This window comes from Vibrio sp. Isolate24 (assembly GCF_022398215.1).
In the GTDB taxonomy this organism is placed as follows: domain Bacteria; phylum Pseudomonadota; class Gammaproteobacteria; order Enterobacterales; family Vibrionaceae; genus Vibrio; species Vibrio coralliilyticus_A.
The window spans coordinates 311,346-334,724 of record NZ_JAKEUU010000001.1 but is presented as its reverse complement, the minus strand read 5'-3'; the positions used below and the strand labels follow the sequence as shown (position 1 = coordinate 334,724).

Below are 23,379 nucleotides of genomic sequence, written 5' to 3'. Positions count from 1 at the left end.
CATAAACCTCTCATCCCTATGCATTGACTAAAGTTCACCTTCCCTGACCCGAAAAAAATCCCCAAGCTAAAAACGCTTGGGGATCGGTAGTCTAAAAGTCATCGCTCAGCTGCAACTTTCGCTTGGACTAGGACTCGACTTGAGGTTCGGATGTTTTCACATCTTCAAACACCTGAGTTGGTTTTGCCACAATACTGCGTGTTTCTTGATTAACATCATTCAGCACTAGCTCAAGCACATCCCCTAGACGATAGATCACTTCTTTATCGATAGAAACAGTGCCAGCTTCACCATTGCACTCCAAGCGCTCTTTGTTCGCCAAAATTAAAGAGCCCGGAATAAATGCCGCCGCGCCATTCTCAATTAAGCGAACCCGAACACCTGCACGTGAGACATCAAAAATTTCACCATTATAGATGGTGCCTTTTGTTGGTTCTTCTGCGAGAGTTCGAGCATACAACCAATCCCCAACACTACGCTCAGCAATTTTATGATGCTTACGATGTAAAGCTAGCTCTTCACCCACAGTTTCATCTGCCGTTTGAACCGGCTCTTTACCCAGAATGTGTGCTTTAAGCATACGATGGTTAATCATGTCGCCATACTTACGAATTGGGGATGTCCAAGTCGCATATAACTCTAGCCCCATCGCGTAATGAGGCAATGGCTGATTACCAATTTCGCTATACGCTTGATACTTACGAATTCGGTTATCAAGGTAACTCGTCTCTTGCTTTGCTAACCAACGACGTAATTGAGCGAAACCTTCGAGAGTAGTAACACTTTCTACCGTAAATGGTAAGTCGCCTTCTGGGTTAATCAATGTAATAACGTCAGCTACTTTCTCAGGTTTAAAACCCGCGTGGGTATTGAACACACCAGAATCAAAGCTCGCTTTTAGTACTTTACCCGCACAGATGTTAGCAGTGATCATCGACTCTTCAACAAGGCGGTTTGCAGAACGTCGCATATCCGCGTGAATCGCAACCACATCGTTATCTTCACTCAGTTCAAAACGATAATCTGGTCGATCAGGGAATACAACGGCATGAGTTTCACGCCATTCTGCTCGAGCTTGAGAAAACGCGTAAAGATCTCGGACGACCTCAGCTATCTCATCATTTGGTTGCCAGGCATCGCAATGGCCGTTTTCAAGCCAATCTGAAACATGGTCGTAAACCAGACGAGCATGAGATTTGATATTTGCAGCAAAGAACTTAACATCATCACCAATCACCCCATCTTTACTCACCGTAACAGTACAGCACAAAGCTGGGCGCTGTTCGTTTTCAATCAGAGAACATAGCTCATCGGCAAGATCTCGCGGCAGCATAGGAATATTACGGCCAGGTAAATAAATCGTGAAGCCACGCTCACGCGCCACTTTGTCCATATCACTATCCGGTGTGATATAAGCCGTTGGATCAGCGATCGCAATCGTCAGCTCAAAATCGCCGGTTTCCGTTTTCTTAGCGTACAACGCATCATCCATATCTTTGGTTGATTCACCATCAATAGTGACAAAAGGGACGTGCGTCATATCGATACGCTCTAACTCTGCGTCATCTTTGATTTCCCAATTATCGATACCGGCCGGTTCGGTGTTTGGTAAGTCGTTTTCAGCTAATGTTACCCACCAAGGCGCGATCTTGTCGTCAGCGTCAGTAATCTTCTGTGAAATTTCTACAAAGAAGCCGTTATCCCCTTTTAAAGGGTGACGAGTCAAATGAGCGACAACCCAATCGCCCTCATTAAAGTCGTCGCTTTTCAAGCCTTTCTGAACTTTTGCTTTCAAAGATAGTTTTTTAAGCTGAGGATGGTCAGGAGCAACGTTCAACTTACCTTTGAATAACTTTACTCGACCAATAAAACGATTGACGCCCTGCTCCAAAAGCTCTTCTGGCTCAGCCACTTCACGCTCTTTCTCTGTACGAATAATCGCCTTCACTTTGTCACCATGCATACATTTTTTCATGTACGGAGGCGGGATAAAGAAGCTTGTCTTGCTATCGACTTCTAGGAAGCCAAAGCCTTTTTCAGTCGCCTTGATTGTGCCTTCCTTTTTAGGAAGGTTTTCTTGGATTTGCTGCTTGAGTTGAGCCAGTAGAGGATTGTCTTGGAACATTTTAACTTCTAACTAATTCGTTCATATCCCGAATGCAGTCGCATTCGACGCTATATTCTTCCTAGTCAACGAGTCATCAGCACTTCGCAATGACCACTCATTTTTTGGAGTCCATTTGTTGCCGCACATGGTACTAGGTAATGTGATCAATGTATATTGCAGAACTGTTTTATCATCAGTTGCTTCTACCAAGGAAACGTTTGATGGCTACTTTGCACACAAATAGTTTCACATGCCCCCAACTTTCGCTCACTGAGCACTCATTTTTGTCCATAGTGAGAAAAATATGTGATGTAATTCAATTTTTTCTGGCTTTTTTTATGCTTTTAGGGAATAATTCGCTCCCTCAAATCGATGCGACTACTTTTATGGCAAAGTGACCACGTGACACAATGCAAAGTAGTGAGCGGCATCGAGAGAATTTATGTCCCTAGTGGCTTGATGCGATTTACGACTTTTCCGCATCTGAATGGAATCAGCTCTCAACTGGATTGGTATTGGAATTGGTAGAGCTCATGGGACCTTTTGTTGACATAATATAGTAGGATCCCAATGACAGATTCTGTAATTCAGTTTAGCGATCTAGCGCTTAACGACTCTATCCTTTCAGCTCTTGACGGTATGGGTTTTGTTTCACCAACACCAATTCAGGCAGCGGCCATTCCGCACCTATTGGCTGGTAAAGACGCACTAGGTAAAGCTCAGACTGGTACTGGTAAAACAGCAGCTTTCTCTCTCCCTCTTCTTAACAAGCTTGACCTAGCACAACGTAAGCCTCAAGCCATTGTGCTTGCACCAACGCGTGAACTTGCGATTCAGGTTGCAGCTGAAATTAAGAACCTAGGCAAAAACATCTCTGGCCTTAAAGTACTTGAGATCTACGGTGGTGCGTCTATCGTCGATCAAATGCGTGCCCTTAAAAACGGTGCTCACATTGTTGTCGGCACACCTGGCCGTGTTCAAGACCTTATCAACCGTGACCGTCTACACCTAGACGAAGTACACACATTCGTTCTTGATGAAGCGGATGAGATGCTAAACATGGGCTTCGTTGATGACGTGACTGAAATCATGGAGCACGCGCCTGAATCAGCACAACGTGTACTTTTCTCTGCGACTATGCCTCCTATGCTTAAGAGCATTGTTGAACGTTTCCTACGTGATCCAGAAACAGTAGACGTTGCGGGTAAAAACCACACAGTAGACAAAGTAGAGCAACAGTTCTGGGTTGTTAAAGGCGTAGAAAAAGACGAAGCAATGTCTCGTCTTCTAGAAACTGAAGAGACTGACGCATCCATCGTATTCGTACGTACTCGTCAAGACACTGAGCGTCTAGCGGATTGGCTATGTGCACGTGGCTTCAAAGCATCTGCCCTACATGGTGACATTCCTCAGTCTCTACGCGAACGTACTGTTGATCACATCAAACAAGGTGTTATCGACATTCTAGTTGCAACTGACGTTGTAGCACGTGGTCTTGACGTTCCACGTATCACGCACGTATTCAACTACGACATTCCATTCGATGTTGAGTCTTACATCCACCGTATCGGCCGTACAGGTCGTGCTGGGCGTAAAGGTAAAGCGATCCTTCTAGTTCGTACTAACCAACTACGTATGCTTCGCACTATTGAGCGCGTAACTAAGTCATCAATGGAAGAGATCCAACTTCCACATCGTGACAAAGTTGCAGAAGCTCGCGTTGCAAAACTGGGGGCAGAACTTGAAGCAGATAAAGAACACAAAGCACTAGAGAAGTTCTCTGAGCTAGTTGAAAAACTGCAAGAATCTCTAGAGCTAGATGCAGCAACACTGGCTGCGATTCTTCTTAAGCGCCAGCAAGGTAAGCGCCCGCTATTCTACATTGGCGAAGACCCAATGATTGAAGCGATTGAGCGTGACAAGAAACGCCGTAAAGAACGTCGTGAAAATGGTCGCGATGGCCGTGACGGTGGCCGTAGCTTCAATACTCAAGATTGGGATACTTACCAACTTCAAGTGGGTCGTGAGCAAGGCGTACAAGTTAAAGATATCGTTGGTGCGCTTGCAAACGAACTTGGCCTGACGAAAGGCTCTATCGGTGCAATCAAACTTGCACAAGGTGAAACTTACGTTCAGCTACCAAAAGCGATGTCTTCAGACACTGCAGGTAAGCTACGCAAACTGCGTATCCGTCAGAAGCAAGTTGACGCTGTAGTGTGTGACTTCAATGATTTCCGCGAACCACGTCGTAGTGGTGGCCGTGATGGAGGTCGTGGAAGTCGCGATGGCAGCCGTCGTGATGGTGGTTACCGTGGTAACCGTGACGGCAATCGTGAAGGTGGCTATCGTGGTAACCGCGAAGGTGGTCGTGGCAATCGAGAAGGCGGCCGTCGTGATGGTGAACGTCGCTTCGACCGCAACCGTGGTGGCGATCACCGTGGCAACTACCGTGGTGAACGTGGTCACAGCCGTGACCGTCGCACCGAAGCTTAATTAGCTGATTTTTAAAATCCCCACCAGCGCAAGCTCGTGGGGATTTTTATATCTTGTCAATCGATAGCCTGCCAATGTGAAGGAGGAGCTAACCCCCAACGCTGCATTTCTGTAGCTGAATAAATCGCTCGTCCCTGCTCTCCGATGATTATAGGGATTTGATCGGCACTTTCTCCGTCTAATATTTTATTCACTAAGTTTGCTGCTTGCTTACCTTGGCTTTCTCCAAAAAGCACAACACCGCCACTTGCTTTCCCCTCACCGACAGCAAAGTCCCAAAAAGCAAATAAAGGAATCGTCGAATTTTCATTGGTCCATTGTAATATCTGCTCTGAAGGAACGCTTTCTCCATGCTCATCTTTCAAAGTATGGTAAAGACCAATAATAATGATGGATACATTGTCGGCAGCAGCACTTTTAATGGCGCTTTCCCATTCATGCTGTGTAGAAAGAAGTAAAATTTCAGTTTCAATACCTAAGTTATCTTTGATCATGTCATGTTGTCGCTCTATGTATTTGGCAGCAATCTTGGAAGTAATTCCAGAATCAAACATGACCCGTACTTTAAAATACCGCTCCGGATATATTACGCTGAGGTCGCCAAGAGTTTTAATATAAAGAGGAAGCTCTAGGACCCCTGTCACTTTAGCACTGCCTCGATACTGATAGAGTAGATAACGAGGATTGGCGTTCACACCTAAAAACACAATAGGAATAGACTCTTTATACAATCTAGGGAGCATGTAGCTCAGAGCATTATCATCGCCCAGAATCACTACATCAGGTTGCAAACTATAATAATAAGACAGGGCTTGATCCGCTCTAGCTTCAAACTCCTCCTTAGGTAACCTTTTGGTATCCATTTGGAATCGGTACAACACCGCAGATTGTGTTAAGGCCTCTTCAATCCCCTTCACGTAGCTTACATCCCATGGGTATTCCGCATGGTAACTTTCTATCAGCAGGACTTTTTCCGCTTGTGACACACTGGCATAAAACAATAAACACAAAACAAGTACCCTCATGGGCACCTCCTGAAACTGACACCTCACACTTTAGTTTAGAAGCAGAAACCATCTTTAGTGTGAATAGGTCATTATAAAACTTAATCAGCGCAAGCTATACTCAAGTAAAAACACGACTTTAGAGCCCTATGAGCCGCAGCAAAAAAGTAGAAGAAAGTATCAACAACCCGTTATATAGCCGAATTGGTCGTCGCATCATTTTACTCATGGTGACATTAAGCAGTGTAGTAACACTGCTTACTACACTGCTGCAACTGTCATGGGACTATGACAAAGAGTTCGATGATGTAGACCAAAGGCACGTCGAAATACGGGATGTTCATGCAAATTTGTTAGCTTCTTCTTTATGGTCGTTTGACTTGGTGGTTCTGCAGGAGAGGTTGGATGGATTAGTTAACTTACCTAAAATAGACTACCTTGAAGTGAACTCGGGCAATTACACATTCAACTCAGGAAAAAAAGTCACAGGCAATGTGGTGAAGGCCACCTATTTACTGACCTATCACGATCTTGATGATGGCCATACCGAGGATATCGGCACCATTTATGTTGAGTCAAATGCTCAAGAAATCTATGACTATCTTATTCAGCAATTCATTTCTACACTGCTTCTAAATGCCTTCAAAACCTTACTCGTGTGCTCAGTGATGATGTTTATCTTCCACGCCAGTGTTAATCGTCGAGTTTTTCAGATCGCACAATATTTGAGAGCCTTTAACCCTCGTCATCCTAGCCCACCTTTAGTTTTAAAACACAAGCGTTGGATAACAGAGAAAAACGATGAGCTCGACTGGCTTGGCGAAGGTGCAAACAAGATCAGTAGCAATATCACCCTTCTCTACAACAACATCAAAGAAGAGCAAGAACGTTTAGCCGATTTTACTCATGTCTCTTCAGACTGGCTGTGGGAAACCAATGAGCTTGGACAACTCACCTACTGTTCCGAGCCTATGAAAGAAGTCCTCGGGCTGACGACGGTTCATGGACTTAGCTTTTCTGATATTCCTGATTTGCAAGAAGCGACAAAACTCCATAAAGCCATTGCAAAGCGCAATGACTTCACTCAAGTTGAAGAAAGTGTCACGATCCACAGCATCACTCGACACCTTCTATTCCAAGCCAAAGCCCGCTATGAGAATAGTCATTTCTTAGGTTTTCGAGGCACGGCAATCAATATCACCGAGCTTAAATTAACCCAGATTGAGCTAGAAGAACTCAACCAAAACCTTGAGCGTATGGTGGCTTCCAGAACCTTGGACCTCAAACAAAGTATGGAGCAGTTACAAGAGGCGCAAAACAAGTTAGTTGAATCAGAGAAGTTAGCTGCACTCGGTGGGTTAGTTGCAGGGGTCGCACATGAAGTGAATACGCCACTCGGCATCGCTGTAACTGCAACATCAGTAATACGAGACGCGACACGTGAACTCAACGCCGCGTTTGCCGCACAAACTTTGACCAGCAGTCAGTTTGAAATATTAATGAAACGGATGTCAGACAGCAGCCAAATGTTGGAACACAACTTAAGCCGCGCTGCCAAACTGGTTAAGGACTTCAAACAAACCGCCGTAGATCAGGTCTCCGAAGCACGTTCTCAATTTAATGTACAGCAAGTATTGGAAGCTCTATTAGCCAGCTTACACCCTGAAACTCGCAAGATCCCTGTCGAACCTCTTTTGACAGGAGATAACACCATTTTAATGAATAGCTTACCCGGTGTACTAACGCAGATTATTTCCAACTTAGTGATGAACAGTATCAATCATGCCTTTGAGCAGCAGCCTAATGCGGCGATCAGCATTCATTTCTATCAAGTTGATGACATGGTCTTGTTTGAATATCGTGATAACGGCAGTGGGGTTGAAGAGTCACTCCATCAAAAAATATTTGAACCTTTCTATACAAGCAAACGAGGGCTGGGTGGCTCAGGACTCGGGTTAAACTTGGTGTTCAACTTAGTCAAACAAAAATTAAAAGGAGAGCTGGAATTCAGCTCTCAACCAGGAGAAGGTGTAATGTTCAAGCTCATTTTGCCAATGAACTTACCTTCAGAATCCGAATAAAAGTAGCGCTTTAGTCAGGAAGCGAATTACGGATTTCGATGAATTCATCCCAGTGCTGAACAAGTAATTCAACCAGTTCTGGTTCAAAATGCTTACCCTTTTGCGCCACCAGTTCGACCATAATATCTTCATCACTCCATGGTTCTTTGTAGCTGCGTTTAGACCCTAATGCATCAAACACGTCAGCTAATGCCGTAATTCTTCCGGTGACCGGGATATCTAAGCCAGACAAACCATTTGGGTACCCAGTGCCATCCCACTTTTCATGGTGATAGCCTGCAATTTCCTTAGCAACGGTAATCAGTCGACGCTTGGACTTGCTGAGAATATCCACACCATAATCGACGTGCTTTTTCATGATCTCCCACTCTTCTGCATTAAGTTTTCCGGGCTTATGCAGAATAGAATCCGGAACCGCAACTTTACCCACATCATGCAGAGGTGAGGCATGTTTAATCATTGAAGCATCATACTCACTTAAGCCATATAGCAATGCCAACTTTTCACTGAAAAGAGAAACACGTTGCACGTGGGCACCTGTCTCTTTACTGCGCGCTTCCACCGCATTTGCTAAGTTGTAAACCAACTCTTTGGACGTTTCACGGATATCAAGCATCAAACTGAGATTCTCAAAAGTCAGCCCTATGTTCTGCATGTAGATTTCAAGCAACTGCATATCCAGCTCGGTCAACTCTCTGCTGACATTCACATATAAGATGCAATCGACACCCTGATCGTCATGCGTATAGAGCACATAGGCATCACCAAAATTCTCAGACTTCTGCCCCTCAAAAACCCGCTTGCATCGTTCTGCCACTACTTCTGGTAACTTTTCAAAGGCGCATTCACTGTAGTAATCGACGAAACTCCCCGTGGCAGCAAGTGTTAAAGCACGAGATTCTTCACCATTCGGTCTTGGTTGAACAATGCAGTAAAGAGCAGATTGATCCAGCTTGAGTAATGAGGTCAGTTGCTCCAACACTGAAGTCGCATAAGCTTGCAAAGTATTGGTGTTTTGAACATAGGCTGAAGCTTCTATCACCTTGCTTAAGCCTTTTTTTTGCTGCTCAATCAGACACAAATCCCGATAAGAGCGAAGCATAGAGTAAAGTAAGGTCTTCAGCTTTTGTGTCGTCAGTTCGGTTTTTTCTTTGTAGTCATCGATTTCATATTCGCGAATCACCGTATCTTCCGGTGCTTGCCCTGCCTGCCCTGTTCGCAAAACAAGGCGAACCAAGCCATTACCTAACTCTTCACGAACATATTTGACTAATTCCAAGCCCGCATGTTCTGTTTCCATCACCACGTCGACAAGAGCAAGTGCAATATCATCGGATTCTCGGAAAATGTCTTTCGCTTCTGCTGCGGAAAAGGCAGAGATGAGATCGAGATACCTGCCCTCAAACTCAAAATCTGACAGAGCCAGTTTCGTCACCTGATGCATTTGCTCATCATCATCAATGAGAAGCACTTTCCAAGGTGGAGCCAAACGCTCAGCAGCACGGTTATCTTCACTGATTTCAGGCTGTTCTGACTGTCGATGGTCCGCAAACAATTCCATTTCTTGTCTAACCCCTTAATTACATTTCTCTAACTTAAGGTTTAGCACAAACTTATAGAAAAGGCTTACCTAGTAAATCAAACAGTTGCTTTTTTGTTGGTAGGCTCAGGTTTTTGATAACTCAGCAAATTTGAACATCGGATAGCTCGGGTGGCCACTATTTTTATTTACTGAATTTGATATACGGTTTTACGCTCAATGAGTGTAGGTTCTAGTTGAACGACTTGTGGCTCTGTTTCGCCACCATCGAGTTTTTTAAGCAATGCTTCAACGGCTGCTTTACCTAATCGATATTTAGGTTGATGGATGGTAGTTAACGCTGGTGTCATGAACTTAGAAATTTGAATGTCGTCGTAACCGACAATAGAAAGGTCTTGAGGAATACGAATCCCCTTTTCACTAGCCGCATTGATCACCCCCATTGCCATCATGTCATTACACACAAATATAGAGCTTGGAAGCGGGCCTTTGGCATGCATTTTAATAAAAGCCTCATGGCCGCCTTCACATTCAAAGTCAGCTTCAATAATCCAATTTGGATTAAATTCTAAGCTCGCTTCAATTAACGCACGTTTATAACCTTCGTAACGCATTTGTGCTTGGTGTTTAACCAAAGGGCCGGTTATACAACCTATTTCTTTATGACCAGCTTCAATCAAATGTTTAGCAGCCATGTAGCCACCGCGTAGCGAGTTGTCCTGAATTTTATCACTGGTAAATAACATCGGTCCCCAGTCCATGACAACAACAGGAATATCAGGGTACTTTTCGAAGACATCGATACGTTCACCTTCCAATGATGAACACATCAAAATTAAGCCATCTACACGCTTTTGTAATAAGGTGTTGATCGACTCACGCATGCGCTCGTTATCCCCTTCAGTATTACAAAGGATCAAATTATACCCTTGCTGATAGCAACTACGTTCAACCCCTTTCACGACCTCACCAAAGAAGGGGTTCGTCGAAGTGGTCACGAGCATACCAATGGTTTTGGTACGATTCATCTTAAGGCTACGTGCAAGCGCGGAAGGCGTATAGTTGAGTTCCTGAGCGGCTTTGTTCACCCGCTCAGAGATTTCTTCACTCACATAACGAGATTTATTAATGACATGACTGACAGTTGAAGTGGAAACACCGGCGAGCCGGGCAATGTCTTTCATTGTAGCCATGTAATTATCTCCTTATCTTTGACTAACTGTGTTGCTCCAGAAAAGCGTCAACTTCAGCTCGACTAGGGATTGAAGTCTGTGCGCCAAAACGTGTGACGGAAATGGCCGCGGCAGCGTGAGCAAACTTTATCGCCGATTCTAGTGGTAAATCTTCCAATAAACCAGTGACTAAGGCCCCATTAAAGGTATCACCTGCAGCGGTTGTGTCTGTTGCTTCAACTCTGAAGCCTGGGATTAGTTCACCACGGCCATTCTGACTTAGCCATACTCCTTTAGCCCCGAGCGTGATCAATACGATTTCTATACCTTTACGGTGAAGTGCATTTGCTGCTTCTTGGGCTGACTCGTTATCGATAACCGTCACACCAGTAAGCACTTCTGCTTCAGTCTCATTTGGGGTAATCACATCAATACAAGCAAGCAGCTCATCCGATAACTCACGCGCAGGCGCTGGGTTAAGGATGACGTTAGTTCTAGACGCTTTCGCGACTTTCGCGGCTTTTTCAATGCCACACATCGGCGTTTCCAACTGCATAAGAAGATAGTTGGCCTGACGGACTCGCTCTAGATCAACTTCAATCGCGTCTTCAGTCAACTTCGCATTCGCCTCTGCAGAAATACAAATACTGTTCTCACCGCTTTCAGCTACCTGAATCATGGCAATTCCGGTCGGACAATTTGGCTGCATTTTGACGCCAGCAATGTTGATGTTGTCCATTTTGAAGTTTTCACGAATGTTGATACCAAACGCATCATCACCAACGCAGGCGATGAATCCAGTATCTGCGTTTAATCGGGCAGCCGCTACGGCTTGGTTTGCCCCTTTACCGCCAGGGATAACTTGATAATTGCGACCATGTAACGTCTCGCCCGGGCGAGGAAAAGAAGGCACTTGGAGAACATGGTCAGCGTTAACACTACCTAATACCACTAACTTATTCATACGGTTATCCTCGGTTCAATTGAACCTTACTAATTTGGAACGGGAATAATAAGTTTGCACTCTCGCAAAAGCGCAAGCTTATTTGCCCTCTTCCCCGAAACGACAGGTTGAAAATGGAGAAAAGGGCAAAATAACGATTACTTGGCAATCACTTTAAGTGGTACTGGGATGTACTCTTCTACAGCCTGACCTTTCAGTACTTTGTCTGCAGCTTCAATCCCCAGTGAGCCAATCAGATCTGGCTGTTGTGCGACTGTTGCCGCCAGTTTGCCGCGGTTCACTGCTGCAATACCATCTTCAGTGCCATCAAAACCAACAATCATCACGTCTTTACCTGATGCTTGAACAGCACGTAAAGCACCCAGTGCCATTTCATCGTTCTGAGCAAAAACGGCTTGCACATTTGGGTTAGCAGCCAAGAGGTTTTCCATTACATTTAGGCCTTTGGTGCGGTCAAAGTCAGCAGGCTGGCTGGCCAGCAGCTCCATCTCACTGCCTTTCACTGCGTTCATAAAGCCTTCACCACGTTCACGCGCAGCTGATGTACCCGCAATACCTTCTAACTGGATCACTTTTGCTTTTTCACCCACTTTTTCCATGATGAAGTGACCTGCCATTTCACCACCAATCACATTATCAGAAGCAATATGGCTAACGACATCACCACGACTTGCACCACGGTCTAGTGTCAATACAGGGATCTTTGAGCGGTTAGCCATGCGAATTGCATTGGAAACGGCATCAGAGTCTGTCGGGTTAATCAGAATTGCCTTCACGCCACGTACCGTGAGATCTTCCACATTTGATAGCTCTTTGCTTGGGTCATTTTGTGAATCAAGAACAATCAGGTCATAGCCCAGCTCTTTCGCTTTCGCTTCAGCACCATCTTTCATCGTAACGAAGAAAGGGTTATTTAGCGTTGACAGTACGATAGCCATCGTATCCTGCGCTTGCGCCGAAACAGAAACGGTGGATGAAAGAAGTGCAGCAGAGATAAGAGTTGCGAGTTTTTTCATTGTGTTTAGTCCTTATGTAGGGTGGCTCGGAGTACTTACCTCCAAGCCTTTTTATGAATTACTTGTTCTTGTTGTCGACCAGTACAGCCAGCAGAATAACCACAGCTTTAGCGATCATCTGGTAGTAAGATGAAACGTCGAGCAAGTTCAGAGCGTTGTTGAGGAAGCCGATGATAAGCGCACCAATTAATGTGCCCATGATCCGACCCTTACCGCCCATAAGGCTAGTACCACCAAGTACAACGGCAGCGATGGCATCCAGTTCATAGCCCATACCAGCCGTTGGCTGAGCAGAAGAAAGACGAGATGTGATAATGATGCCTGCCAGTGCAGACAACAGGCCACATATAGCGTAAACACCAATCTTAACGCGATCGACGTTGATGCCAGATAGGCGTGTCGCAGATTCGTTACCGCCTAATGCATACACATAGCGGCCAAAGCGTGTGTGGTTAAGTAAGTACCAAGCCGCAGCGAAAACGATGACCATCAACCAGACTGGGACCGGAATGCCCAACGCATAACCTGTACCAAACCATGCGAAAGCATCAGCGGTATCGGTAAAGCCTGTCGAAATTGGACGACCATCGGTGTAAACCATAGTGACGCCACGCAACAAGGTCATGGTTACCAGTGTTGCGATAAACGCTTGCACCTTGCCTTTGGCGATGATGATACCGCTGATCGCACCCAGTGCCGCTCCAGCAAACAAGGCTGTTGGAACCGCGACCAATACAGGCACTTCCAAAGCGATCAAACTGGCGGCAAAGGCACCACATAAGGCCAGAACCGAGCCGACACTCAGATCAATCCCTGCGGTCAAGATAACCAACGTCATACCTACTGCAATAATTGCGTTTACGGAGGTCTGACGCAGAATATTAAGAATGTTATCGACCGTAAAAAAATTGGGGTTAAGGAACGATACAACAACAATCAGGAAGATAAGTGCAATGAGCGACTTTTGTTCAATCAGCCACTCTTTGCTGAACAGCTTCTTGCTGCCCGCTTCGTTTGGTTTGCTCATGGTATTAGTACTCATGCTGCTTCCTCATTTATTTCTTTGCCTACTGCACACGCCAACAACTTCTCCTGATCGGCGTCTTTGGCATCAAACTCACCACTAATGCGGCCTTCATGCATCACGATGATGCGGTCGCTCATTCCCAAGACTTCCGTCATTTCTGAAGAAACCAGAATGATACTCATGCCATCGGCTTTGAATTTGTTGATGAGCTGGTAAATTTCTTTCTTTGCACCGACATCGACACCACGGGTGGGCTCATCAAGGATCAGTACTTTAGGTTTAGTCATCAGACCTTTCGCTATCGCCACCTTCTGCTGGTTACCACCAGATAGATTGCCAATGATCTGATCGCGAGTTGGGGTCTTGATGTTGAAGAGTTTGATGAAGTCTTCGACAGCAACCACTTCATCGCTATGCTGAATTCGACCACCTTTGGTTAACTTATCCAGAGAGCAAAGCGACATGTTCTCTTTTACTGACAAGCCTAAGACTAAGCCGTCACCCTTACGGTCTTCAGAGATATAAGCGATACCGTTAGCAAGGCCATCTTGTGGGCTCACTGGGTTGATGGTTTTGTTATTCAGATTGATTACCCCGCGTTCACTGGGTAGAGCGCCATAGATAACTTTCATCAACTCAGTCCGTCCAGCCCCCATCAAACCCGAGACACCGAGTATCTCACCACGCTGGAGTTTAAAACTGACATCGTGAACGCCAGATCCCGTTAGCCCAATCACTTCAAGGCAGATGTCACCGTGTTGAACGTCAATACGTGGATATTGCTCATCTAGCTTACGACCAACCATCATTTCAATCAGTCCATCTTCGTTGGTAGACGCTACAGAGCACTCTCCAATGAACTTTCCGTCACGAAGCACTGTGATGTCATCGCAGATTTCAAAGATCTCTTTCAAACGGTGAGAGATGTAAACAATGCCGCAGCCTTGTTCACGCAGTTCGCGAATCACGCTAAACAGAGACTCTGTTTCTGTATCGGTTAGCGCATCCGTTGGCTCATCCATAATGATGACTTTAGATTCAAATGACAGCGCTTTGGCAATTTCTACCATTTGCTGCTCACCGAGACTGAGCTCACCCAACAATTGTTTAGAGCTGTGCTTAACATTGAGCCTCGCTAAAAGCTTGTCGGCTTCGGCGTACATCCTATCCCACAGAATACGCCCCATTACGCCTGTACATTCTCGGCCAAGGAAAATGTTTTCAGCGATGGTCAATTCAGGGATCAGGTTAAGCTCTTGGTGAATGATACTGATGCCAGCTTCCTGTGAATCGCGTGGGCCATTAAACGCAGCTGGTTGACCTTGGTAATGAATGCTGCCTGAATCTTTACTGTAGATCCCAGTTAGCACCTTCATCAAAGTGGATTTACCCGCGCCATTTTCTCCCATCAAAGCCATAACTTTTCCGGAGTAAACGTTCAGGCTGGCTTTATCCAGAGCTTTCACACCGGGAAATGCCTTCTCAATTTCGCTCAGTTGTAGGATAGCTTGAGTCATAATTGGTCCTCAGTCTCAAACGGCTTAAAACACAACGCCCGCTTGAAAAATAACGTTCGCATAAGGTGTACATTCACCAGTTCGGACAACAGCACGGCTATGTTGCGTGCGTGTTTTGAATTCTTCATGTGATACATAAGTCACTGTGATTGCTTTTCCTGTCGTTTCCTCTTCAACACGCAGTTCCGAAATCAAAGCTTCATGGTGTGTTGGACTAACAGACGCAAACTCTTCTGCAATCACTACCCCTTCAATCTGTGATTCTGAAAGAATTACTCGAACCGTTTCTAGAAAACTCGGAACCCCATGGGTCAAGGCTAGGTCTAGACGCTGAACTTGCTCTGGGATTGGCAGGCCAGCATCACATATCGTGATTTCATCAGTATGGCCTAGTGATGCGACCAAGTAGGAAAGTTCAGAATTTATCAGGGTACTTTTTTTCATTTCATTGACCTATCGAATGCACGTTCAAACTGCAATAACCTTAACTTTTATTAACAAAAAACTCATCGAAACGTTTCGATGAAATCATAAGCTCTACCGGCATTTTTGCGAGAGTCTCATTCATAGAGTGTGAAACGGATCTTTAATTGATGTTTCTGACAGCACCAAACAGTGACCTAATTCACCGAATTTAACGTTTAGAAAGCATCTAAAGTGCGACTTATCACTCGTAATTTACACACTTGGTTTATGATTTTAGGTATAGTGTCGCAAACAAAATTACAGAGAAAAACAATGAAGAGACTAATTGTCATCCTTGCTACTGGTTTCGCTTTGAACGCCTGCAAAGCCGAAGTCGGCACACAAGATTGGTGTGACAATATGCAAGAAAAGCCCAAAAGTGAGTGGAATGCACAAGGGGCATTAGATTTTGCCAAGCACTGTGTATTTCAGAATACAGTTGGCAGTGAAGCTTGGTGTCAGAGCATATCAGACAAACCAAAAGGCGACTGGACTGCAAATGAAGCCACCAGCTACGCCAAGCATTGTATCCTTTAGCAGAACTCACCGAGCTGTTTCTGAGTATTTGACCACTCAATAGCTCAATAGCTCAATAGCTCAATAGACAGGTTTATCAGAGGGTATCTGATTAATTGTAGGGAGAATACTTCTCCCTCAACTTCTGATACATTTCCTTTGCTATTAATGACAATAAAACCATCAAGTCTATCTATCGTTAGGCTCGGCAACTGGCTAGAAGGTAAAAAATGAACAATACATCCATGGTATACGCAGGTTTTTGGATCCGCTTAGCGGCATCAATCATCGACACGATACTACTGTTACTCCTCATTACACCACTTATGCACTGGGTTTATGGGGAACTCTATTGGAGCTCAGATGATTTCCTGCTGGGTGGTTGGGATCTGGTGCTCAATTGGGTTTGCCCTCTCATTGCGACTGTCGCATTTTGGGTCTACCGCTCCGCAACTCCGGGAAAAATGGCACTCAAGCTGGAGGTATTGGATGAAGAAACAGGCCACCGACTGACATTGTCTAAGTCACTCCTTCGTTATCTCGCTTACTACGTCAGTGCAATTCCACTCTGTCTCGGTTTTATTTGGATTGCTTTTAATGGAAAGAAACAAGGTTGGCATGACTTGATCGCCAAAACGGTTGTCGTGCGCAAAGTAACCGAACCTGTAAAACAAACACAATTTCTTGGCTAAGCAGGCAAACAGAAGGGGGAATCCCCCCTTCTATCATTGGCTACGCAGGACGACCTATAGAGTAATATTGAATCCCTCGACTCGAAAGGCGTTCTGGGTCATACAGGTTTCGGCCATCAAAGATCACTGCTTGATTAAGCACCTGTTTAATGAAATCGAAGTCCGGTGCTTTAAAATTCTGCCATTCGGTACAAATGATAAGCCCATCAGCCCCACTCAAAGCCGCTTCTTTGGTTCCCATCAAGCTCAAACCTGAGCGAGTTCCATAAATTCGCTGCGCCTCTTCCATTGCTTTGGGGTCAAAAGCTTGAATCTTGGCGCCCGCTTCCCATAATGATTCCATCAAAACACGGCTAGGCGCTTCACGCATATCATTGGTACGCGGCTTAAACGCCAGCCCCCACAAGGCGAATGTCTTGTTGCGTAGATATTCTCTACCACCAAAATGGGCCTGCACTAAATCAAACAACTTGCGTTTCTGATAGAAATTCACATTCTCTACAGCTTTTAGAATCTCACTACTGTAACCAAAGCTTTCAGAGGTTTTGATCAACGCCTGAATGTCTTTCGGGAAACATGAACCGCCATAACCACAGCCAGGGTAAATAAAGTGATAGCCGATACGCTCATCACTCCCTATCCCTTTGCGAACATCCTCGATGTTGGCCCCCACACGCTCAGCAATGTTAGCCATTTCATTCATAAAACTTATTTTGGTCGCAAGGAGACTATTTGCCGCGTATTTCGTTAGTTCAGCCGACTTTACATCCATAAAAATCAGCTTCTCATGATTGCGATTAAAAGGAGCATATAGCTCCCGCATCAAATCCTTAAGGAGCAGATACCGAGGATGATGTTTATCCAAACCAATAATAATTCTGTCTGGACGCATACAATCCGTCACGGCACTGCCTTCCTTGAGAAACTCCGGATTAGACAGGACCGCAATGTCCAGCTTTTCTAAGCCGCGACGGCTCAGTTGCTGCTGGATTTCACACTCTACAGCCTGTGCAGTTCCAACGGGAACCGTGGACTTGTTGATGATGATTTTATCGGTGTTGATGTAAGACCCTATCTGCGAGGCTACTGCTAACACATGGCTGAGATCCGCCGAGCCATCTTCATCTTGAGGGGTGCCGACGGCAATGAAAATAACATCAGCCAGAGCAAGCGCTTCTTCAGCGTCAGTCATGAAAGTGAGTCGGTCTGCCGATACATTTTCTTCAACTAACTTTTCTAACCCCGGTTCATATATTGGAATGACCCCTTTTCTAAGCTGTTCAACACGATCTTCATCCACATCAATACAGAAAACGTTATGACCGGCCTCACTCAAGACTGCGGCCTGAACTAAGCCAACATAACCGCTACCAAAAATTGCTACTTTCATCATCACACCAATGTTTATCACACTGATATTCAGTTTGTTGAGCAAACGTGACATGACGCTTAAGGTTTTGCGGCAGTATTTTTACAGTTGATGATAGTTCGTTGACTCACTGAGTAGCAGACAGAGGATCCAGAGAAAGGGCAATCCGAGTGCCTTTATTCACTTCACTTTGAACATTAATCGCACCCGCTAATTTTTGTGTACAAATGTTATAAACCATGTGTAGACCGAGTCCAGTCCCTCCTCTAGCTCTCAACGTAGTAAAGAAAGGTTGGAAGATTTTCTTTTGATTTTCGGGTGTGATCCCAACGCCATTGTCTTCAATTACAATATTAATTTTGCCATTGATTTCTTTGGCATTAACGATGATAACCCGCTCATGACTGAGCCCTTCACCATCAAAGCCATGAAGTGCACTGTTGTTGAGTAGCTCTTCAATCACACACTGAAGTGATATCGGCGGCAAAAAGACCTGAAGTGACTCGTCACATTGTATATCGACGTCAATGGATTTATCCAAGAGTGTCTCATTCACATGGAGTACAGCATCGATAATCATCTGCTTTAAATCGACCAGTTTTGGTTCCTCTGTGGTCATTTTTTGGTTGATCTGTTTCAGCTTGCTGACCAAATCGACAGAACGTTCGACATTATTGACAACCATTTCAACACACTCATTCGCCACAGTCAGGAACCGATTCAAATCCTCCGTAGTGATGGTTTTTTGAACAAACTTCTTGGCCACTTCATCAAGTTGCTCACTGAGTACCGAAAGGCTTGTGACTGAAATACCCAACGGCGTATTGAGCTCGTGAGCGACACCGACAACCATTCCTGTCAAAGCAGACATTTTCTCCGCTTCCATCAGCTGGTCTTGAGTGCGCTTAAACTTCTCAATCAGCGTCTGAATGGAGTGTTCACTGGTTTCAATTTGCATCGCCTTATTTTCGATTTCATCTTCGACTTCATCTATTAAAGAGCGTAAGCTGACGATCATCGAATGAAGTGAATTAGCCATGACATCTTTATCGCTACTTGGAACCACGGCAACATCATCGAGATTTCCCTTTGCTACGTGGTGTAAAACTTCAATATTCGCTTCCAGTCTATCCATCAAACGATTAAAGGAAATAGCAACATCTCCAGCTTCCGTACCAAACTCAACAGGGACACGCTTAGAGTAATCACCATCTCGGCTAATATCTTCAATCACTCTTAAGGTCTCCAGCCAACTCATTTGAACCCCGTGTTCAGTGACATTCAAACCCACCTGTTCATCTTCAGGAGAGACTCTATCAAGATCGAAGCATTTCAATAGCCGGAAGCATAGATAGGAATTCGCACCAGCCCAAAGCAAAATGGCCAATAGACCAATAACTTGCACTGCCACATCCCACAATAGATCACCATTTTGAGTTAGGCTCAATGAGTACCCTGTATAAAGGACACCTAACATGCCACAGAAAAGGTGGACAGGAATAGCACCAACGGGATCGTCAATACGCAAGGCGACAAGTATTCTTTCTCCGTAATAAACGGTGAAGGATGCCAATATTCCGAGCAGAACCACCTCGAAAGTACTTAAGATATTTGCGCCTGCGGTCACGATGACTAAGCCGCCTAAAACACTATTCAAAGTAACAAAAACAGGTACATACCTAGACCGATGAACAAGCATAAGCGTAACAAACCCTGCAACGGCACCGCATAGCAGGGTGTTAAACAGTACCACTGGCACACGGGCGTCAAACTGGTAGAAACTTCCTCCATTGAACCCTAACCATGCAAATACCATAAGAAATACGCCTATTGTGACTAACGTATGGTTATAGGATGGGATTTCATTGACTTGTTGAGGGCTAATAAACCGGTCTTTACGAGGGCCAATGATCATAGTACCGACTAAACCAATCATTCCACCCACAACGTGAACAGTAGCACCGCCAGCAAAGTCCTGAAAACCTAATGTATAAAGCCAAGAGTTTGGATTCCACGTCCAATACGACACTACCGGATAAGTGAGAATACCTATAAACGCAGAAGCATAAATGTAGCCGCGAAAACTCATCCGCTCCGCAACACAACCAGAGACAATAGTGGCCGCTGTTGCAACAAACATCAGATTAAACATCACAACAGGTAAATCATCAGCCGCAAGTGGGAAAGTATCGAATGAGAGTAGTGAGCGACCTTGAGCTAGATGAAAACCGACCAGCACATAAACCACAGACACAACCAAGAAGTCAGCCATGTTCTTCATTGCGACATTAACGGAGTTTTTCGCACGAACACAGCCTGTTTCTATCAGAGTAAAACCAGCTTGCATGAAAAAGGCGATACACGTGCAAACTAGCAACCACAGAAGAGACATAAATTCTGTCCCAGCCATACTTACCTTTAGAGTTATATTCCCTACTTACCAGTAAGCGTAGCGTAGTCAATGACGTTCCACACTGATACCTAAGGGTTATAATTTTCAAAACGCACATTTAAGCCGTAACAGGTCTTTACCAAAAATTGACCAATAAAGTGTGGCAGCCTGTTTAAGATTTCACTAAACTATCGCTGTTGTGGGTGCGTACCTCATCTCACTCTTCCCTATTTCGAAGCTCCACTCAGTTCATTTACCTTTGAAATAGGTTTTCTCATAAACTAGAAGCAATTAGTGTATTCATTTATGGACCAAGATAAGTTTACTCATATCTATCGTTTGCCGACCGCGACTCAAATTCGCATAGCCAAATGGCAGCAAACATTTAATGGCACTTCGGATTTGGTGCTACATCAGGCGATAGAAACACGGAATAAGCAATATCGTAAGCCTAATTTTTTTCCGACAGGCTGGAGTGTAAGTCTGTTCAACAAAGAAGACATTTCGATTACCAATCATGGCAAGTATATCCAGACAGCGATGAGAACCATGGTGGACAGGAAAGTTTCCTACAAACGTATTTATTTAACACGTATGCCTATCGAAGAAGCCGAGCCTGCATTACTCCAATTTAAGCTCGAGTGGATTTCTAAACATAACCACGTTGCACGCAAATACAACCAAATTAAGAAAAAGGAATTTCTACGCTACGCTCGTGAAGAGGAAGAAACATTATATCCGTCCATCCCTAAAGGTGGCTTCGATAAAGCACTTTGGAACCAATTGGTCAAATCAGAGCTTGGCCCGGAAAAGAAATTCGACAATCCGTATTTCGTAAAAAAAGCTAAAGTCTAAAATCTCAAAATGCAGCTAAATAGCTGCATTTTTGTTATTCATATTTTTCCATAATTTCTCGATACAAAGACTGACCAGACTCTCCTTTCGTGCTTTTGAGCATATCCATACCCTTCTGCAATTTAGCAATGACTTCTGGCTTTACATCTACATTAAATGCGAAATAGACCTGCCCCTCTCTGACCACATACACTGACTCAAAGAGATCAGGATCCACATTTGCCTGCTTAGCCCACCATATGGCTGCACGATGCGCATATACGAAAAGATCAATCCGCTTTTTCATCAGTTGTTCTGCTAAGGTGGTGACATAATTGGCTTCTTGCATCGAATTTCTAGGTAGCCCCATGGCTAGCAATGTCTGCTCCCCAATATCATCCCTAATAACGCCAATGCGATAATTCGCCATATCCATCGGTTTATCGATGCTAATATCGGCGTCTTTACGAGCCATCACGACAATCTGTATCTCTGCTATTGGTCCAACCCAATGAAATAAAGGCTCTCGATGCTCGGAGCGAGTGGTAGAAAATAACACTGAATCATCCCGTGTTAGAACAGTTCGATAGGAACGAGCCCAAGGCTGTAAAGTCACTTGTGACAACTCAACTTCTTCGCCTACCATTTTGCTTGCTGCACGCAGAATTTCGACCGCATATCCTGTAATCTGATCATTTTCAATATAGTTTGCAGGAGGATAAGATTCGGTGAAATAAGAAAGCTCGCGTAGGTCATCTGTTGAGCCGGAGACAGAGACCGAAGAAAAGAATATTGACCATGCAATAATTAGTGACTGAAGAGAAATTATTCGCTTCATGACAAACTTCCCGCTAGTGAGTACTTTATAAATTTAGCCCACCAAATGGGAGTTCTAAAGAAAATAGAGCAATTAAAGTAAGCCGCTACGCTTCAACCCGCGACGAACGCCAGTACACATTTTGCCGAAACGACGAATTTCATCGAATTGTGGAATAATACCTCGGGCTATCGCAGACTCCCAATAACACAGTTCGGAGTCTAGCAACTCCAACAATTTTTTAGGGCAACCCACACAATTCCCCTTTGAGCCGCAAATAAATGTCTCTGGAGCGTAAATGGGTAGTTCCTGCTTCACTTGTTCTATGATAGCAAGCATAGCACTCACTCTATCTGGCTTTTGATTCATAGCTTGTCATGGTGGTCATTCTGAAACAGGCATTATAAAGTTCGAGAAATGGCTGCCAATACCCACTAAGAATTACTGGTTGCCATATTTGAACGCGGCTTACTCGGGCATTGATGTTTGGGCACTTTAACAACGAGATAAACAGCGAGAGCTGCTAGCGCAAACCCTAACATGGCCAAGCGATCAAACGACTCATCAAAAATGAACCATGCTTGTATTGCCGTCATCGGTGGTACAAGGTAAAACACCGATGCAACCTTTGAAGATGCGCCATTTTCCACCATATAGAGCAACAGTAATATGGCGACGCAAGAGAGTACGACCACCAACCATCCTAACGTTAGAATGAATTCAAGCGTCCAGTTAACCTGCATAGTTTCAAAGCTCATCGCATAAGGCAGAAATACACATCCCGCTGCTAAATACTGAATCAAAGCGCTACCCACCATATCGACACCTTGACAGAAACGCTTCTGATAAAGAGTGCCTAGCGTAATACCAACTAAAGAGAGAATACACAAGCCAATTGCCACCACCTTGTGGGTTTCATCTTGCCATTGGGTTTTGCCTATCAGTACAAGGCTAATACCAACGAATCCCAAGGCTAAACCAAACCACTGCGAAAGCTTGAAGTGCTCCCGCTGGAAGACGACCAGTAATACCGCAGTTAATATGGGTTGTATTCCTACTAACAATGAACTCAAACCAGCTGGCATACCGAGTTTTATTGCTATATAAGTGCCACCCAAATAAAAACCATGAATCAAAACACCGACCATACAACTGTGCCAGAATAACTTTCCCTTCGGTATGGACCGTCGAAGCAAGGTAACCAGTAACCAAAAGAATCCAACATTTGCCAACATGCGTAGCGTCAATAATGTTGCCGGTTCTGCATACTGCAAGCCAAATCTTGCTCCAACAAAACCCGATGCCCAAAGCACGACAAATACAAACGGGATCAACTTCACCAACATGTGATTTCCTCTGGCTCTTATACTCTA

Annotated in this window: 19 protein-coding genes; 5 read left to right on the top strand and 14 right to left on the bottom strand. The window is 44.6% G+C overall.

The window, feature by feature from the left end:
* Window positions 1-127: 127 nt before the first annotated feature.
* Complete coding sequence (gene rnb / locus L1D23_RS01540; RefSeq protein ID WP_239863843.1) at window positions 128-2,125, bottom strand: exoribonuclease II; 1,998 nt, start codon at window positions 2,123-2,125, stop codon at window positions 128-130.
* Window positions 2,126-2,677: 552 nt separating this feature from the next.
* On the opposite strand from rnb, the gene L1D23_RS01535 reads away from it, so the two are divergent.
* Window positions 2,678-4,600, top strand: coding sequence for a DEAD/DEAH box helicase (locus tag L1D23_RS01535; RefSeq protein WP_239835363.1), 1,923 nt, complete (start codon window positions 2,678-2,680; stop codon window positions 4,598-4,600).
* A gap of 56 nt (window positions 4,601-4,656) precedes the next feature.
* On the opposite strand, the gene L1D23_RS01530 is transcribed toward L1D23_RS01535, so the two are convergent.
* Complete coding sequence (locus tag L1D23_RS01530) at window positions 4,657-5,625, bottom strand: ABC transporter substrate binding protein (protein ID WP_239863842.1); 969 nt, start codon at window positions 5,623-5,625, stop codon at window positions 4,657-4,659.
* Between the two features lie 128 nt (window positions 5,626-5,753).
* Between L1D23_RS01530 and L1D23_RS01525 the strand changes: the two genes are divergently transcribed.
* A complete protein-coding gene (locus tag L1D23_RS01525; RefSeq protein ID WP_239863841.1) occupies window positions 5,754-7,685 on the top strand; it encodes an ATP-binding protein in 1,932 nt (643 codons plus the stop codon).
* Between the two features lie 10 nt (window positions 7,686-7,695).
* Here L1D23_RS01525 and L1D23_RS01520 read toward each other — a convergent pair whose 3' ends face one another.
* The 7 genes from L1D23_RS01520 to rbsD form a co-directional block, all read right to left on the bottom strand.
* Window positions 7,696-9,246 (bottom strand): response regulator, encoded by a 1,551-nt coding sequence (locus L1D23_RS01520; protein WP_239863839.1) that lies wholly within the window; start codon window positions 9,244-9,246, stop codon window positions 7,696-7,698.
* A 167-nt stretch (window positions 9,247-9,413) separates the two neighbouring features.
* Window positions 9,414-10,418 (bottom strand): substrate-binding domain-containing protein, encoded by a 1,005-nt coding sequence (locus tag L1D23_RS01515; protein WP_239863838.1) that lies wholly within the window; start codon window positions 10,416-10,418, stop codon window positions 9,414-9,416.
* A 22-nt stretch (window positions 10,419-10,440) separates the two neighbouring features.
* On the bottom strand, window positions 10,441-11,361 hold the full coding sequence (rbsK, locus tag L1D23_RS01510; RefSeq protein WP_239863837.1) for a ribokinase: 921 nt from the start codon (window positions 11,359-11,361) through the stop codon (window positions 10,441-10,443).
* Window positions 11,362-11,498: 137 nt separating this feature from the next.
* Window positions 11,499-12,377: a ribose ABC transporter substrate-binding protein RbsB gene (gene rbsB, locus L1D23_RS01505; RefSeq protein WP_239835369.1), complete on the bottom strand. Its 879-nt coding sequence runs from the start codon at window positions 12,375-12,377 to the stop codon at window positions 11,499-11,501.
* Window positions 12,378-12,435: 58 nt separating this feature from the next.
* Window positions 12,436-13,419, bottom strand: coding sequence for a ribose ABC transporter permease (gene rbsC, locus L1D23_RS01500; protein ID WP_006960603.1), 984 nt, complete (start codon window positions 13,417-13,419; stop codon window positions 12,436-12,438).
* The gene (gene rbsA / locus L1D23_RS01495; RefSeq protein WP_239863836.1) at window positions 13,416-14,921 is read right to left on the bottom strand and encodes a ribose ABC transporter ATP-binding protein RbsA; all 1,506 of its coding nucleotides are present in this window, start codon (window positions 14,919-14,921) and stop codon (window positions 13,416-13,418) included. The genes rbsC and rbsA overlap by 4 nt, the downstream gene beginning before the upstream one ends.
* A gap of 24 nt (window positions 14,922-14,945) precedes the next feature.
* Complete coding sequence (rbsD, locus tag L1D23_RS01490) at window positions 14,946-15,365, bottom strand: D-ribose pyranase (RefSeq protein WP_239863835.1); 420 nt, start codon at window positions 15,363-15,365, stop codon at window positions 14,946-14,948.
* A 294-nt stretch (window positions 15,366-15,659) separates the two neighbouring features.
* Here rbsD and L1D23_RS01485 point away from each other — a divergent pair, with 294 nt between their 5' ends.
* Entirely contained in the window at window positions 15,660-15,923 is a 264-nt protein-coding gene (locus L1D23_RS01485; RefSeq protein WP_239835372.1) for a DUF3012 domain-containing protein, read from the top strand.
* 209 nt (window positions 15,924-16,132) lie between these two features.
* Window positions 16,133-16,594: an RDD family protein gene (locus L1D23_RS01480; protein WP_239863834.1), complete on the top strand. Its 462-nt coding sequence runs from the start codon at window positions 16,133-16,135 to the stop codon at window positions 16,592-16,594.
* 40 nt (window positions 16,595-16,634) lie between these two features.
* Here L1D23_RS01480 and L1D23_RS01475 read toward each other — a convergent pair whose 3' ends face one another.
* Both L1D23_RS01475 and L1D23_RS01470 read right to left on the bottom strand, forming a co-directional pair.
* Window positions 16,635-18,038: a UDP-glucose/GDP-mannose dehydrogenase family protein gene (locus tag L1D23_RS01475; protein ID WP_239863833.1), complete on the bottom strand. Its 1,404-nt coding sequence runs from the start codon at window positions 18,036-18,038 to the stop codon at window positions 16,635-16,637.
* 52 nt (window positions 18,039-18,090) lie between these two features.
* Window positions 18,091-20,355, bottom strand: a complete 2,265-nt coding sequence (locus L1D23_RS01470; protein WP_239863832.1) for an ATP-binding protein — start codon at window positions 20,353-20,355, stop codon at window positions 18,091-18,093.
* A 306-nt stretch (window positions 20,356-20,661) separates the two neighbouring features.
* Here L1D23_RS01470 and L1D23_RS01465 point away from each other — a divergent pair, with 306 nt between their 5' ends.
* Complete coding sequence (locus L1D23_RS01465) at window positions 20,662-21,210, top strand: hypothetical protein (RefSeq protein WP_239863830.1); 549 nt, start codon at window positions 20,662-20,664, stop codon at window positions 21,208-21,210.
* 34 nt (window positions 21,211-21,244) lie between these two features.
* On the opposite strand, the gene L1D23_RS01460 is transcribed toward L1D23_RS01465, so the two are convergent.
* From L1D23_RS01460 to L1D23_RS01450, 3 genes are all read right to left on the bottom strand, one after another.
* Entirely contained in the window at window positions 21,245-22,027 is a 783-nt protein-coding gene (locus L1D23_RS01460; protein WP_239863828.1) for a transporter substrate-binding domain-containing protein, read from the bottom strand.
* Between the two features lie 72 nt (window positions 22,028-22,099).
* The gene (locus tag L1D23_RS01455) at window positions 22,100-22,375 is read right to left on the bottom strand and encodes a hypothetical protein (RefSeq protein WP_239863827.1); all 276 of its coding nucleotides are present in this window, start codon (window positions 22,373-22,375) and stop codon (window positions 22,100-22,102) included.
* A gap of 65 nt (window positions 22,376-22,440) precedes the next feature.
* Complete coding sequence (locus L1D23_RS01450) at window positions 22,441-23,352, bottom strand: DMT family transporter (RefSeq protein WP_239863825.1); 912 nt, start codon at window positions 23,350-23,352, stop codon at window positions 22,441-22,443.
* Window positions 23,353-23,379: the final 27 nt, after the last annotated feature.

Coding starts and splice junctions, on each gene's coding strand:
- L1D23_RS01485 (WP_239835372.1), top strand. CDS start 15,660: ATGAAGAGACTAATTGTCATCCTTGCTACTGGTTTCGCTTTGAACGCC.
- L1D23_RS01455 (WP_239863827.1), bottom strand. CDS start 22,375: ATGAATCAAAAGCCAGATAGAGTGAGTGCTATGCTTGCTATCATAGAA.
- L1D23_RS01535 (WP_239835363.1), top strand. CDS start 2,678: ATGACAGATTCTGTAATTCAGTTTAGCGATCTAGCGCTTAACGACTCT.
- L1D23_RS01470 (WP_239863832.1), bottom strand. CDS start 20,355: ATGTCTCTTCTGTGGTTGCTAGTTTGCACGTGTATCGCCTTTTTCATG.
- L1D23_RS01460 (WP_239863828.1), bottom strand. CDS start 22,027: ATGAAGCGAATAATTTCTCTTCAGTCACTAATTATTGCATGGTCAATA.
- L1D23_RS01465 (WP_239863830.1), top strand. CDS start 20,662: ATGGACCAAGATAAGTTTACTCATATCTATCGTTTGCCGACCGCGACT.
- rbsK (WP_239863837.1), bottom strand. CDS start 11,361: ATGAATAAGTTAGTGGTATTAGGTAGTGTTAACGCTGACCATGTTCTC.
- L1D23_RS01525 (WP_239863841.1), top strand. CDS start 5,754: ATGAGCCGCAGCAAAAAAGTAGAAGAAAGTATCAACAACCCGTTATAT.
- rbsB (WP_239835369.1), bottom strand. CDS start 12,377: ATGAAAAAACTCGCAACTCTTATCTCTGCTGCACTTCTTTCATCCACC.
- L1D23_RS01520 (WP_239863839.1), bottom strand. CDS start 9,246: ATGGAATTGTTTGCGGACCATCGACAGTCAGAACAGCCTGAAATCAGT.
- L1D23_RS01480 (WP_239863834.1), top strand. CDS start 16,133: ATGAACAATACATCCATGGTATACGCAGGTTTTTGGATCCGCTTAGCG.
- L1D23_RS01530 (WP_239863842.1), bottom strand. CDS start 5,625: ATGAGGGTACTTGTTTTGTGTTTATTGTTTTATGCCAGTGTGTCACAA.
- rbsD (WP_239863835.1), bottom strand. CDS start 15,365: ATGAAAAAAAGTACCCTGATAAATTCTGAACTTTCCTACTTGGTCGCA.
- L1D23_RS01475 (WP_239863833.1), bottom strand. CDS start 18,038: ATGTCACGTTTGCTCAACAAACTGAATATCAGTGTGATAAACATTGGT.
- L1D23_RS01515 (WP_239863838.1), bottom strand. CDS start 10,418: ATGGCTACAATGAAAGACATTGCCCGGCTCGCCGGTGTTTCCACTTCA.
- rbsC (WP_006960603.1), bottom strand. CDS start 13,419: ATGAGTACTAATACCATGAGCAAACCAAACGAAGCGGGCAGCAAGAAG.
- rbsA (WP_239863836.1), bottom strand. CDS start 14,921: ATGACTCAAGCTATCCTACAACTGAGCGAAATTGAGAAGGCATTTCCC.
- L1D23_RS01450 (WP_239863825.1), bottom strand. CDS start 23,352: ATGTTGGTGAAGTTGATCCCGTTTGTATTTGTCGTGCTTTGGGCATCG.
- rnb (WP_239863843.1), bottom strand. CDS start 2,125: ATGTTCCAAGACAATCCTCTACTGGCTCAACTCAAGCAGCAAATCCAA.